General features: G+C 45.6%; 8 protein-coding genes and 2 pseudogenes. 9 read left to right on the forward strand and 1 reads right to left on the reverse strand.

Annotated features, from left to right (window positions below):
- Positions 1-4: 4 nt before the first annotated feature.
- The 9 genes and pseudogenes from AB4Z45_RS25980 to AB4Z45_RS26020 all read left to right on the forward strand — a co-directional run bounded on the left by AB4Z45_RS25980 (position 5) and on the right by AB4Z45_RS26020 (position 14,747).
- Positions 5-1,531 carry a response regulator transcription factor gene (locus AB4Z45_RS25980; protein WP_441912477.1) on the forward strand — a complete coding sequence of 509 codons (1,527 nt, stop codon included), beginning with the start codon at positions 5-7 and terminating at the stop codon, positions 1,529-1,531.
- A 69-nt stretch (positions 1,532-1,600) separates the two neighbouring features.
- Positions 1,601-3,742 carry a glycoside hydrolase family 36 protein gene (locus AB4Z45_RS25985; protein WP_441912478.1) on the forward strand — a complete coding sequence of 714 codons (2,142 nt, stop codon included), beginning with the start codon at positions 1,601-1,603 and terminating at the stop codon, positions 3,740-3,742.
- 3 nt (positions 3,743-3,745) lie between these two features.
- Positions 3,746-6,535 (forward strand): right-handed parallel beta-helix repeat-containing protein, encoded by a 2,790-nt coding sequence (locus AB4Z45_RS25990; protein ID WP_441912479.1) that lies wholly within the window; start codon positions 3,746-3,748, stop codon positions 6,533-6,535.
- Between the two features lie 178 nt (positions 6,536-6,713).
- Positions 6,714-8,555: a right-handed parallel beta-helix repeat-containing protein gene (locus AB4Z45_RS25995; RefSeq protein WP_441912480.1), complete on the forward strand. Its 1,842-nt coding sequence runs from the start codon at positions 6,714-6,716 to the stop codon at positions 8,553-8,555.
- A gap of 1 nt (position 8,556) precedes the next feature.
- Entirely contained in the window at positions 8,557-9,489 is a 933-nt protein-coding gene (locus tag AB4Z45_RS26000) for an ABC transporter permease (protein WP_339208115.1), read from the forward strand.
- 12 nt (positions 9,490-9,501) lie between these two features.
- The gene (locus AB4Z45_RS26005; RefSeq protein WP_441912481.1) at positions 9,502-10,380 is read left to right on the forward strand and encodes a carbohydrate ABC transporter permease; all 879 of its coding nucleotides are present in this window, start codon (positions 9,502-9,504) and stop codon (positions 10,378-10,380) included.
- A gap of 54 nt (positions 10,381-10,434) precedes the next feature.
- Entirely contained in the window at positions 10,435-12,030 is a 1,596-nt protein-coding gene (locus tag AB4Z45_RS26010) for an extracellular solute-binding protein (RefSeq protein ID WP_441912482.1), read from the forward strand.
- A gap of 25 nt (positions 12,031-12,055) precedes the next feature.
- Positions 12,056-13,009 (forward strand): glycoside hydrolase family 43 protein, encoded by a 954-nt coding sequence (locus tag AB4Z45_RS26015; protein WP_441912483.1) that lies wholly within the window; start codon positions 12,056-12,058, stop codon positions 13,007-13,009.
- Between the two features lie 268 nt (positions 13,010-13,277).
- Positions 13,278-14,747 (forward strand): annotated as a pseudogene (locus AB4Z45_RS26020) (glycoside hydrolase family 2 protein).
- A 116-nt stretch (positions 14,748-14,863) separates the two neighbouring features.
- On the opposite strand, the pseudogene AB4Z45_RS26025 reads toward AB4Z45_RS26020, so the two are convergent.
- A pseudogene (locus tag AB4Z45_RS26025) lies at positions 14,864-15,266 on the reverse strand (transposase); the annotation flags it as partial.

A 15,266-nucleotide genomic window follows, 5' to 3' on the forward strand; every position in this document is an offset into this window, starting at 1 on the left:
AACGATGTACAAGTTGATTCTCGTTGATGATGAGCCGTGGATATTGAAGGATATGGAACAAATTGTGGATTGGGAAGCACTCGGCTTTCAAATTGTAGCGAAATTAAACGACGTACATTTGGCTGAAAGCCTGTTGAAGCGGCAATCGATCGATATCGTGATCAGCGATATTCGTATGCCAGGGAAAAGCGGCTTGGATTTATTGTCTTTCGTGAACCGTGTTTCTCCCCATACGCTGGTGGTGTTCATGAGCGCATACAGTGAATTCAGCTACGCGAAACAAGCGCTGGAGCTTGGCTGCTTTGCCTATCTGCTAAAACCTGTCAACGAACAGGAATTGCGGGATACATTAAATAATTGCAGCAATCGGTTAGCTAAACGTGATCGGGATCAGCGCGTACTTCAAACCTACCACAACTCCATGCTGTTTTTGGAAATGATCGAGAAGGGATTAACTCTGCAACAAGTATCCAAGTTGTTAAAAGGATTGGGAGTTGAAATGGGAGCAGGAGCAGGAGCAGGATATGCCTTTGCTATCGTTAAGAGCAAAACAGCCATATCGGAGCAATCCTTGCTGAGATCGGATCGATTGCTGCAAGAGCATGGTGTTGCTTTATTCCGTGCCATGGCGAGTCCACTCAAATGGACGTATTTATTAAGTCGTTCCGACATGGATTCGAATACGTTTAAGTCATTGTATAAACACATACTAACCATGGCCGCAGAGTTTCAATGGGATGTAGGAGTAAGTCTGTCGAACGACTCCGACAGTCAAATCGCAAAATATTACAACCAAGCGAATATGATGGCTGAAACCTCGAGCTTGAACCGCAGGATAGGCGTTTACCGCTATAGGCCGAGAGTAAACGCGGCATTGCCGTCTATCATGGAGCGGATAGGCAAAGCAACAAAGCTTGAGCATCTGGAAGCGGCGTTATTCGATTTACATAGAGGAATCGCCAAAGATCAAATTCATTTAAGTGGGCTAGTTGAAATCTATAATTTTTTTGTCGTGGTGATCAAGAACTTCGCTTCGTCGACCCAATCATTAGCTGAGGACTCCATTACCGTTCAAGATCTGGTCCTCCACTACGGCAATCCCCATGATTTGCTTGTACAAATGAGAATGTTAATTGACGAGCATAAGAAGAAACCGTCGGAGTTAACAACATTTCCAATCGTTGAGGAGATTATCAAGGACATCGAACGACGATATGCGCACAAACTATCTCTCAAAGAGTTTGCCCAGCAGTACTTTATTAGCCCAAACTATTTGAGTCATCTGTTTAAACAGGAGAAGGGCCAAAGCTTTATCCATTTCCTAATTCAGAAAAGGCTTGATGCGGCTATTACGCTATTGAAAGAGGATATATCACTATATGATGTCGGAAAGCTAGTTGGATATGAAGATTATGCCCATTTCAGCAAGCTATTCAAGAAACATCTTGGTCAATCGCCGCTAGAGTACAAACAGCGCATTGACAATAAAAACATCGTACACAAGAAACCACAACCAAATCTCTTTGATTAATACATAGAAATGCCTTCGAGCCCGTGTCACAATGAGAACCATCAATCAAGAATAGAGGGTGAACGAAAAGTGACAAGGGCCTATGGTATGGAGATGGATACGATGGAAGTGCTGAGTTGGATTAGAATTTATGAAAATGGAATTTATTTGGAGATACAGATTGCCGAATGCGGAGATGTCCGTCTGGTTCATTTGTCTCCCTTCCCAGCGAATGAAGATGTACGAGGAACAGAGGAGGTACGAGGAACGCGCCGAATCGTCGAACTGCAAGTGACGGGCGAAGATCGGAACGATCATCATGCGTCTAAATACACAGGGACAATGCCGGGAGGTAGGCTGAAGTACGATTGCCACAGAGATTTCTATAACGAAAGCGGAAGAAAACTTGAAGTGGTTATGGAAGATAGGGGTATGTGGGTGACGGTTCACTATCAATTTTATAACGATATCCCTGTCATCCGAGCTTGGACGGAGGTCGTCAATCAGAGTTTGAATTCCATTCCGATGGAATACGTCTCCTCGTTTACATTGACAGGTATCTCGGGCGGAAGCCGCGGGTCATGGGAAACCAAAAGTCGACTTCATATTGCACATAATGCTTGGCACGGAGAGCTGCAGTGGAGAAGTTATAGGCTATCCGAGCTAGGTTTAACGAAAGTAAATGATTATTCGATCAAAAGACTTTCGTACAGCAATTCGGGAACCTGGTCTTCCGCCGATCTTCATCCGATGGGTGGATATGAAAATACTGAGGCGGGAATGGCCATGTGCTGGCAAATCGAGCATAACGGTTCTTGGCATTGGGAGATTAGCGATAAGGCGAATGATCAACTCTATTTGCAATTAAGCGGCCCTACAGAGAATGAAAGCCATTGGTGGAAAAATGTCGCGCCAGGTGAAGCATTTATGTCCGTTCCTGCGGCAATTGCGATTGTCAAAGGAGGGTTCGAACAGGGGATTGTGGAATTGACGCGTTATCGGCGAGAGATCCGTCGTTGGAACGAAGACAATGAGCGGCTTCCCGTTATTTTCAACGATTACATGAATTGTTTATTTGCTGATCCAACGACCGAGAAGATTTTACCCTTAGTCGATGCGGCTGCTTCGGCGGGTTGCGAATATTATTGCATCGATGCTGGCTGGTATGCGGATGGCGAATGGTGGAGCGATGTAGGGCTTTGGCAACCGTCACAAAGGCGTTTCCCAGGCGGATTGCAGGAGGTGCTGGGCTACATTCGGGCGAAAGGTTTAATCCCAGGACTTTGGCTGGAACTTGAAGTCATGGGCATTCATTGCCCTTTAGCGCAGCAAGTGTCGGATGAATGGTTTTTCATGCGACATGGCAAACGGGTCATTGATCACGGCAGGTATCAATTGGATTATCGACATCCCGAGGTCATTCAATATGCAGATGAAGTAATCGATCGCCTAGTGACGGAGTACGAGGTCGGTTACATCAAAATGGACTATAACATTAATGCAGGCATTGGAACTGAGGTTAACGCCGATAGCTTCGGCGATGGCTTGCTTCAGCATAATCGTGCCTACCTGCGCTGGCTTGATAGCGTATTTGCTCGTTATCCGGATTTGGTCATCGAGAATTGCGGAAGCGGCGGTTTGCGTATGGATTATGCTTTGCTCGCCAGGCACAGCGTGCAGTCCATTAGCGATCAGATGGATTACCGCAAGTTTGCGGCGATATCTGCTGCTGCTCCTACGGCGCTCACACCAGAGCAATCCGCTGCTTGGTCATATCCGCTCAAGGAAGGAGATCGGGAAGAGGTCATCTTTAACATGGTGAACGGCATGTTAATGCGAGTTCATCAGAGCGGGCACTTGTCAGACATTGCATCGGATCGCTTTGAATTGATTCGCGAAGGAATTTCCTATTACAAGAGTATCCGGGCATTAATTCCGAAGGCTCTTCCATTTTGGCCGATTGGCTTGCCTAAACACGGCGATCATTGGCTTAGCCTTGGACTTAGAAGCGGTGAGAAGGCTTATGTGGCTGTATGGAGATTGGAAGGCGGAGCGAAAGAGGCGAGATTTCCTATTCCGGATTGTGACGGCAAGAAAGTAACGGTTCGATGTGGGTTTCCTCAGAATGAGAATCGTAGTTGGAGCTGGAGTCAGCTTGAGAATGCGTTAGTTGTTACACTTCCAACGGAATTTACGGCACGCCTGTATGAGTTGCACATTGAGGAGGAATAGCCAATGGCCAAAAAGTGTGTCTTTGTTGCATTGATATTCGTTATAGCAATGATTGTCTTCGTTCATAATGACAGGGCTTACGCAGCGGGTACGACCTATTATGTAAGCAATTCGACGGGCAATGATAATAATAACGGGACGAGCGCAGGCACTCCTTGGCAAACTTTGGCTAAAATTTCTAACCTTACGTTTAATCCTGGCGATAAACTTTTATTAAAATCAGGTGACACTTGGAATGAAAGCGTTACCTTAAACGGTTCGGGAACGGCTCTGCTTCCGATCCAAATGACCGCCTATGGCAGCGGGAGCAAACCTATCATTCGATCTTCGGCTCCGGCTGTGGTGAGCATGACGAATGAGAGCGGTTGGATCATTTCGGGATTGGACATAGCGTGTACAACGACGAATGCGCTAACTAGCTCGACTACAACGAACAGAGCGATCGTTATTACTTATAATGCTGAAGGGGCTTGGTCCAATATCACGATAGATGGAAACCTTGTTCGCGGACCTGGTATAAATAGTAATTCGGAAGGCATTCTGATTTCGGCGGTTTATCCGACAAACAAGCATAGCGAAGTCGCACGAAATATCGTTATTAGCAATAATGAAATCTATAACTTGGGTTGGAGAGCAATTGGAGTTGCCGGTTGGGATAGCACATTATCGGACAATCTTAAAAGCTCCGCGTTATTTCGCAATGTTAAGGTTCACAACAATGTGGCATACCAGCTTGGAAACCAAGGGATCGTCATCGGGAATTCGAATCATAGCACGATAAAATGGAACCTTGTACATGATGCCGGTCAATATGCCGGAACAGGGGTCACCTGGGGACCGGGAGGAATTTGGCCAGTCGCAAGCTCCTATATTGATGTCATGTTTAACGAGGTTTACAATATGTCCGACAGCAACACGGGGCATGATGCATCCGGATTAAACATTGATTGGTCTAATGAATATGTCAACGTACAATATAATTACGCTCATGATAATAAAGGCAACGGCGTGACGACGATGGCGAACATGAATTCGAGAATCACGGACAATAAAGTGAAGGGCAACCGCGGAGAAACCTCGATCGGATCGGGCCAAATTGCATTAAGCGACTTTACAGCGGATACGGGGAGATATTCAGGCTTGAAAAATCTCGTTGTCGCAAATAATTTAATTGCAGTGGATCAAGCGAATACGAATGCGTTAAGCAGCAAAGATGTGTCACCCGGGGACCCTTGGTCGGGAGATTTGTTCCAGAATAATCGGATTATTATGGCGAACGGGATTTCGGGAACTTCAGCTTATAAAATTGGGTTAAGTGCACCGGTTGATCTTATCAATGACAATCGATTCTATCAGGTAAGCGGGACGGCATTTCAAGCTGAAAGGTTTGGGGTTAGCTACAACACGATGGCGGCATGGAGAAGCGCATCCGGATTCGATCTAGGCAGTACGATCTCCGCATTGGATACTGTGGCGCCAAGCAATCCGTCCGGGGGATTGGCAGCTTGGAATAGCGGAAGCTTAGGCATATCGTTATCTTGGACGGCAGCTTCCGATACGGGTTCAGGACTTAATCACTACAATATTTACCGTTCAACGAACCCAAGCTTTACGCCTGCCTACAGTAATATGGTTGGAGAATCAACGACAGCAAGCTTTACCGATCGGCAAGAGCTTCAAAGCGGCACGGCCTATTATTATTTGATTGAAGCCGAAGACAACAATGGAAATATTAGTTCAGGCACAACGTCGGCAGGTGCGACCAGCGGAAGCATTCCGGCATCCACAAGGAAGTATGAGGCGGTTAAGGACGTTGGGGCGATCTCGCAGGGACCGGTTTGGTACTATCACAAATGGAATGGCACGACTTATACACCATTGGCAAATTACTACGCCCCATGGAGAATGTGGCGGGATGGTTCGACTTTTTTAAGCGTAGGGGAAAATCTGCAATCTCCAGATGGCAGCGATTCTGTAAGAACATGGTTAGCGCCGGAGGACGGAGAAATTACGCTCTCGTCAAACGAATCCATTTATATGTTGAACACGGGGGCGGGAGCGGATGGCGTAAACGTGAAGATTTTGAAAAACAACGCGCAAATTTGGCCGGCGAGCGGCTGGCAGCAGGTCATCTATGGAACGACAGTGTCGTCCCCCGCAATAACGCTCGATGTGATCAAGGGCGATGCGATACGTTTTGTTGTGAATCAGAATGCGAACAATTTGTACGATACGGTCTATTGGAATCCTAATGTAAGCTATAGTTCCATTTACTTATTATCCGAAAATTTCGAGAGCTCCGCAGGAAGATGGACCGTGCAATCGGGCAGTTGGTCGGTCGTGACGGATAGCGGCAGTAAGAAATACAGGCAGACGGACTATTCAGGGAGCCTTGCAACGGCAGGGATCGACTCGTGGAGCAACTACACGTTAGCTAGCGATATTCAAATAAGCAATACCGCGGGAAGCGGCGGTTTCGCGAATCTGGTCTTTCGTCTAACGGATGCAAATCATAAATATTTTGTTTATATCAGCAATATGCATGGGATCGCGATCAAGAAAACGATAGCGGGAACCCAGACGATGCTGGCGTCGAAAGCTTATACGATCAACGTCGGGACGACTTATCGCGTGTCAGTTGAAGTTATTGGAAATCAAATAAACTTGTATGTGGGTGGCATTCTTCAACTAAGTGCAACAGATCCTGCTTTTACGTTCAGCAAGGGGAGGATTGGGTTAGAAACGTATAATGCGACTGTGCTATACGATAACGTTATACTCACTGAGCTATAGGGACGCAGGACGCCTCGATCACCGATCGGGGCATTTTTTTTGAATAAGCATCCATACAACATCGTAACAAACTACATCCAATGTTCTATTCTCAGCACATATTAAGGGATGGCCGTCTATGGCACAATCAATATAGCAAGAGAGTTTACAGGCGTGGTTAGAGAGAGGAGGCAGGTGAGTGGAGCGCGTAAAGAATGATGATACAGCCGTGAGCATGTCTGAAATCTCAATTAGTGCTCCGGAATGGAGTGGATATAAGAGAGTTAGCGTCGCTGATTTCGGTGCTAGATCCGAGGAAGGGTATTGTAACGGGAGTGCCTTTCAGAATGCCATTGATTATTGCAAACGGGAACGTTCGTCCGAGCTTGTCGTCCCTTCGGGAATATATCGATTTTATAATGGCAATCATCCTATATTCGAAGGGATGCACAATTTTCAGTTCGATGGTGGCGGCTCTGAATTCATCTTTTCTACGGTGGAAGACTTCTTTACCATAAGGAATTGCGTACGGACGGTATTCAAAAATTTCACTGTCGATTGGGACTGGGAGAGCGGGCAATTGGCAAGCATCGGACTAGTAAGGGAAGTAGCCTCAGACAGCACTTATTTCGATCTTCACTTTCCGGAGTATTCGCAAGCGCCGAGCGATCTGAACATACGGACATTAAACGCGATGAACCCGCTGACGTTATCTGCAGGCTGCGAGTTAGGCCGTGAATTCCACAAAACCCATTTCCGGAATATTAGTCGCCAGGATCTCAATACGTTCCGAATTGCACTGTCCAACCCCGAAGAATTTCGCTTTCTGAATCCAGGGCAAGCTTACATCGTACGTCATTGCATTTATGACGCTAACGCTTTCGAGCTTAAAAGCAATCAGCATTTGCAAATCGAGCATGTAACGATCTATTCTGCGCCAGGACATGCTTTCGTAGCGTCGGGAGATCAACACCATTGGGCGCTGCGACAATGCAGAATTGTGAAACGGCCAGGAACGACGCGTTGCATTTCCGTCACGGCAGATGGCTGCCATATCAGTAATTCTCTAGGTTACTTTATGATTGAAAACTGCGATTTCAGCTACAACGGCGACGATTGCCTGAACATTCACGATAATTCAGTTCAGGGTTTTAAGCGAATCGATGATCGGACCTTACGTTTAATTCGTGTGCTAGCATGGCGTAATCCCTTTGCAGTAGGGGACGAAATCGAGTTTCGAAATGAAGATCTGTCGCCTGCCGAAATCACGGAGCGTATTGCAGGCGTGGAATGGAACAAGGAGTATAACACCTGCACGCTTACCTTTGAAAAACCGATCCCAGCCGTGGTTTCAGAACGCGCGATCCTTTTTAATCGAAGATATGATTCCAGCAACTATATCGTTCGCAATAATTTCTTTCACCATAACCGCGCAAGAGGGATATTGCTGCATTCCAGCAATGGCTTGGTGGAGAACAATCATTTCTTTATGAATCAAGGGTCAGCGATTCAAATTGAGTGCGGTTCCGAGTCTCGCTGGTCGGAAGGATTTGGAGTAAGCAATCTGCGTATCCGCAATAATTTGATTGACAGCTGCGATGTGAATCACTGGAACATGGCCGTTATCTACATGGGTGTATATCTTGCTATGGGGAGAACGCAATATGCGGTCTTTGACCGAGTGTGGATCGAGAATAATACCATTATCAATTGTCCGCAGCAAGCGGTTTATGCTTCATCCTGCAGAAGGGTATATATCCGCCATAATGCCATATTGAATTCCAATGCTGGGCGGCTCAAATCGCATTATGGAGATGAGAATGGCTTGCTCCAACCGGAATATTATCAGGGAAGTTTAATGGCAAGCCATTGTAACGAGATTTGGATCGAGAACAACAGAAGATTGTCTACGGTTGAAACAACAGAGGATCATATTTATATTGATGATGCGACTAGCACGAATGTGAATTTGCTTAATAACATCGGATTCAATAGAGACGACAGCCGGTTCAGGCTGCAGAAGAAGACAGGTGAGCTATAATATGGCGACAATTGGGGCGAAAGCCGTAGCGGGTAAGGATGTACGCAGAAGAATAGTCAAATATAAAATGCTGTATCTCATGCTGCTTCCTGCCGTTGCGTTTTTAATTATATTTAGTTACATCCCCATGTATGGTGCATCGATCGCATTTAAAGAATTTTGGATTACGAAAGGAATTTTAGGCAGTCCATGGGTAGGATTTAAGCACTTCGAACAAATTTTCGCGACCGATAAGTTTTGGCAGGTTTTTACCAACACGATTGAAATCAATTTAATGCGTCTCCTATTTGGATTTCCTGCCCCGATTATTCTGGCTATTCTTTTAAATGAAGTAAGGCACAGAATCTTCAAACGGTCGATTCAAACGATTATTTATTTGCCCCACTTCATCTCATGGGTAACGATCTCGGGTATATTGTTCGCACTGCTGTCTAACGAGGGTTTGGTCAATAGCATTATTGTTCTGTTCGGCGGAGATCCTGTTAATTTCTTGACAAGCAACAGCATGTTCCGGCCACTACTAGTCATTTCAGGAATTTGGAAGGAAGTCGGATGGGGAACGATTATTTTTCTGGCGGCATTGTCCGGTGTCAATCCGGATCTGTATGAGGCATCCGTGATCGATGGTGCTAACCGCTGGAAACAGATTGTTCACATTACATTGCCAAGCTTGCTGCCGATCATATCAATTTTGTTAATATTGAATTTTGGCAGCATGATGAGCGGTGGTTTCGACCAAGTGTTTAATATGTACAACCCGATGGTCTATGAAAGCGGCGATGTTATCGATACCTACGTTTACCGGATCGGGCTGACGCAAGGACAGTATAGCATGGCAACTGCAATCGGGTTATTCTTAAACGTAATCAATTTTGTTCTTCTTATCGCGGTAAACAGCGCGGCTAAAAAAATGAACGGACATGGCATTTACTGAGGTGATTGAATAATGGTGCGATCTACGAGTGTTTCTGGGAAAATATTTGATATACTGAACATCATTTTTTTAATTTTCATGGCTTGTATTATGCTTTACCCGTTCTGGCATGTACTTGTTGGATCCGTACTGCCGTATGAAGAAGCAGTCAAAACGAGATTTAATATCATTCCGCGAAGTATTTCTTTTGAAGCCTATGAATACGTTTTCTCGAAAAATACGATTCTTATGTCGGTTGTGGTTTCCGTATTCGTTACGGTTATTGGTACGCTATACCAGCTTTTGATTACATCTATTGCGGCATATCCGTTGACGAAACAAGATCTTCCGGGTAGAACCGCTATCTTTCTCTTTATCATATTCACGATGTTTTTTGGAGGGGGGCTAATTCCTTATTACTTGCTAATCAAGAGCCTTGGGATGGTAAATAGTTTGGCCGTTATGATCATTCCGGCAGCGTTAAGCACTTATAACTTGATTGTGCTCAAAACATTTTTTCAAAATATCCCCATTGATCTGGAGGAATCAGCAAAAATCGATGGGGCTGGTTATATGAGAGTGTTCTTCCAGATCATCATCCCCTTATCGTTTCCTGCTCTGGCAACGATCGCATTATTTATCGCGGTTGGGCAATGGAACAACTGGTACGTTCCGATGTTGTTTCTTAACGATAAGGAACTATGGCCGTTAGCGATGGTGTTAAGGGATGTTCTGATTAATAACAATATGGAATTGACCCGCAGCGGGAGCTTCGTAAGCAAGGATTTCATGCTGGGTGACACCATCAAGAATGCGATTGTAATGGTTTCTGTCATTCCCATCATCATTGTATATCCTTTCATTCAGAAGCACTTTGTTAAAGGGGTAATGATTGGATCAATCAAGAGTTGACAGTCAGATTACTAGAATGAATTAATTATTCATAAAAGGGGAGTAGTGAACAATATGTTGAATAGAAAGAAAGGTCTCATTGTATTGCTTGCCGTTGTGTTGTTATTTGTTGGGATTATTGCAGGATGTGGAAGCAATAATGAGAAAAACGAAGCGGGTGAGTCCTCTTCAACTGCAAGCCCAAGTTCTAAACCAGTCGTTGAAAATACAAAGCCTGTTGAATTATCCGTATTTAGTTGGATGTTCGAGGGTGCTGACTCGAAGGATTCTCAAATCTATAAGCACTTGCAGGAAAAGCTCAACATTCGCTTGAAGCCGATTACAGCTTCGTGGAATGACTGGGAAGAGAAGCTGAACGTGATGATTGCCTCTGGGGAGATGCCCGATGTATTTGTTTCCTACGGCGTTGACCGTCCGGTTCAATATCGTCAGTGGATTAAAGAGAGCATGCTTCTTCCGCTTTCAGATTACTCAGAGCAATATCCGAATATTAAAGCGTCGCTGGCCAACTTTGAACATTTAGCTAAAACGACCGACAACAAACATTATGCGCTCCCTATTTTCAATGAATCCGGAAGCGGCAAGATGGCGGTGAGCGGTCACAATATTCTAATTCGTAAGGATTGGCTGGATAAACTAAATCTAGAAGTACCAAAGACGATCGATGAGTTCTATGCGGTTGCTAAGGCATTTGCCGAGGGTGATCCAGACGGCAATAACAAGAAGGATACGTACGGCTATTCCTCCAGTGCTGGAGGGATTTGGTGGCAATATCCACTGTTCAACGCTTTCGACACGAGCACTGATAGGTGGGAGAAGAAAGATGGGCAATGGGCGCCGGAGGTGCTTTCCGATGAAACGAGAGACGGGCTTTCTTTTCTAAACCAGCTTTACAAGGAAAAAATTCTTGATCCTGAGTTTATGTTGAATACAGATGATCAGAAAATCGAGAAATTCATAACGGGCAAAGTCGGAATCATGATTCATAACGCAAATGCGACCTTCTATAATGATTTTTATGATAAGTTCAAGCAGGCATATCCCAATGCCGATCCGAAGTCGATTTTCACATGGGTAGGCACCTTGGTAGGGAAAACAGGCGCTCAGCGAATGGATGGCTTCAATAACTTCTGGGCGGAAACGTCTATTAATGCCAACATCTCGGATGAGAAAAAGAAAAAAGCATTGGAGCTGCTAGACTACCTCCTCTCAAGTGAAGGGCAGCAGCTTATGATGAACGGCATTGAAGGGGTCCACTACAGCAAAGACGGAGATAAAATCACACCCCTCATGACGGATGAAGAAAAGGGCAAAGATAAAGCTTTTTCATTAAAAGCATTGGTTTCTTGGAATTCGGACTTCTTAGCCGACAGTACGCCTAATAAAGAGGACATTATAGCAATGGCAAAATCGACAGGCGACTTCGCCGTTCCGAATCCGTTAGCTTATTTAAACATTAATCCAGAGGAACTCGATCCGAGTATTCCAAGCCAGCTGAATGATTTGGTAAATGAAAAATTCGTAAAAATAATTGTGGAATCCAAGGACGTTCCTGCGGATTTCGCTTCCTTCAAGGAAGAGTGGTTGTCTAAAGGCGGTACGAAAGTGATTGAAGTAACGAATAAGCAAGCGCAAGCGGAAGGTCGCTAGATCCGCGAGAGTGGAGGTTGTTGGAATGATAAAGTATGAGGATTTCCAGCCGGGCGAATTGTGGCTGGATACGAATGGAAAGCCTATTCAGGCACATGGCGGCAGTATATTATTCGATAACGGTAAGTATTACTGGTATGGAGAGAATAAAGACGGCCCGAACAGTTTAGGTCGGATCGGAATTCAGCGCGTAGACATCATTGGCATATCCTGCTACTCTTCAAGTGATTTATACAACTGGTCATTCGAAGGCATCGTGTTGCCTGCGGTTTCCGATGATCCGAATCACGACCTTCATCCGTCTAAAGTAGCGGAGCGTCCGAAGGTTCTGAAGAACGATCGGACTGGTCAATACGTCATGTGGCTTCATATTGATAGTGAGGACTATACGCTGGCTAAAACCGGCGTGGCCGTAAGTGAAAATCCAGCGGGACCATTTGAATATGTGGGAAGCAAGCGTCCTAACGACGTGGATAGCCGTGATATGACATTATTTAAAGACGACGATGGAACGGCGTATTTAATTCATTCGTCTGACTGGAACAAAACCCTGATCATTTCGAGGTTAACGGATGATTATACAGATTTGAATGGCGAGTTTACGAAAGCGTTCATCGACCAGTCCCGGGAAGCGCCGGCGGTGTTTAAACATGCGGGGAAGTATTACTTGCTATCCTCGGGTTGTACGGGGTGGTATCCCAATGCGGCTCTCGTTGCCGAGTCGGATCGAATGATGGGACGGTGGGAGCTAAGGGATAATCCGTTAAGTGGACCAAATGCCCGAAAGACGTTTTATGCACAGAGCACGTATGTGTTTCCTGTTCAGGGATTGGAGAACAGCTTTATTTTTATGGCTGACCGATGGCAACCGGAAGAGCTAGCGGATTCAAGATATGTATGGCTTCCTATCACTTTTATGGAAGATGGGATAGAAATCAAGTGGGCGGATCGCTGGGATTTGAATACGTTTCGAAAATGAATATATGAATGAAGGCCGTTCCTCAGGTAGGAGCGGCCTTATGTTATTGAACTGAATTAATCGTTCACAATCTCTCCACCATTCAAGTGCCTCTGCTTTTTATTCTAATGATCCATGATAAGCATACTTAAATAGGCTTTATTTAAGAGGGATGGGCCTGTCAATTTTCTGAAGGCTCTCGGAAGCATGTCGTTCCCTCCTGTTGGAATAATGAATTAGGCACTTATGAGTATTTTGCGCGGCATGGTACCGTACTTATTTTGATAATGTGCAGGAAGCGAATATTCGTCTGGTCTTCGAAGGTATTCTCCATCATGCGGATGTGTACGTGGATGGTCAGCATATAGGGTACCATTTTGGCGGATTTACACAATTCTCACTCCTTCTGCCGCAGCTTGCTCAAGGAAAGCATGATCTCGTTATTCGAGTGGATAATACGATGGACTGGCAAACGCTGCCAACGGACATTGCGGATTGGCATTCTTACGGGGGGATTATCCGCTCTGTTGAGCTGCAGGAGCTGCCTGATGTGTATATAGACTCGATGAAAATTGTTTATCAATTGAAGGATGTCTCAGCGGATATTCAACTGCAAATTGAGCTCCATTCACTTAGCAAGGGAGATTGTCAGGTTGAGGTGAGTGCCTTCACGGAGGAGCTTTCACTTTCTGCTTCTCATGTGCAGGTTGCTGCCGGTCAGACTGTGAGTTTGACGCCTCAAGGGAGCCTTAAGAAGATTCGTAGATGGGATGTAGGTGAGCCTGCGCTTCATACATTTACCGTTCAAGCGGGGGAAGATGACCTCATAGACCGTACAGGGTTCCGCACGGTTGAGGTGCTGGGCAGCGACATTCTGTTGAATGGCAAAAAGCTATACCTACAAGGTGTGAACCGGCATGAGGAGCATCCCGAGTGGGGATTTGCCTTCCCGCCGAAGCTGATGCTGAAGGATCTTGATATATTGACCGACATGGGCTGAAATATCGTGTGCGGATCGCACTATCCACAGAGCTAGTTCTGGATCGACTTGCTCGATGAGCACGGGATGCTGTTCTGGAGCGAGATTCCGATGTGGGGCTGTTTTATGACTAGGGAAACGCTGGCGAGCTCTGTTTTCATTGAGCGTGGCGTTAAGATGTTGGATGAAATGATCTCCCGGGATTATCATCATCCGTCCATTATTTTCTGGGGAGCCCATAACGAAATTGATACGCGGATGGAAGAAGCGCTCGAGCTGACGAAAGTGTTCGTTGGGAAAATTCGCAGTATGGATAGCAGCAGGCTCGTTACCTACGCGACTATGCATCCTGAGCAGGATATTGTGCTGTCCTATTTCGATGTGATCGGTATTAATAAATACTACGGCTGGTATGAAGGCAGCGTCGATGGATTCAGCAGTATGCCGGAGAACTACTACATTCATGTCGAGAAGCAGGGCGCAGGCGGCAAGCCTGTCATTATGAGCGAGTTCGGCGCTGCGGGCTGGGTGCCGCGCTTGTTTAGCGAAGACTATCAGGCGGATGTCGTGACGCGTGCGTTGCAGATATTCCGCGACGACCCTCGCATCTCTGGCACGCTCATCTGGCACTTCGCCGACATTCGCGTCGATGTCCGAAGCGACAGGCCGTACTTCCGTGATCGCGCGCGGAGCTTTAATAACAAAGGATTGCTGAGCGAATATCGCAAGCCGAATATGGCTTATCGCTTGGTGAAGGGGATTTATAGTTCTGATCGGTAAGAGTGAGGGAGTTAGGGACTCATCCTAGTGGGATGGGTCCTTTTTTGTGCTATAACGTTGATATCCCCGCCTTTAGCTGGGAGCCATTGGATTGTCAACATAAAACTGAACAACTTTTATAAGGGCATACTCCTGGCTTCAACAGGAGTTAGATAATCTAGTGTTCCGTGAATCTTATGGTAATTAAACCGATGGACGTAATCATGGAGTTCGACATCAAGCTGCTCATCCGTAAGGGAATGCACTTGGTTAGCGAATTCCGTCTTGAAGATTTTAAATGTTGCTTCTCAACGGCATTATCGTAGGGACAGCCTTTTCGGCTAAGGGATCGTGTAACGCCAAACGTTGTTAACGCTTCAGAAATGAGCTTATTATCAAACTCTCTGCCTCGATCCGTATGAAACATTTTAATACGATCTTGTCTCTGTGAGATGCTCGCTATGGCTTTGTAAACAAGCTCTTTTGACTTGTTCGGACCGCTGCTGCATCCAATAATTTCACGATTAAAGAGGTCTACAA

Source organism: Paenibacillus sp. MCAF9 (assembly GCF_052114265.1).
GTDB lineage: Bacteria > Bacillota > Bacilli > Paenibacillales > Paenibacillaceae > Pristimantibacillus.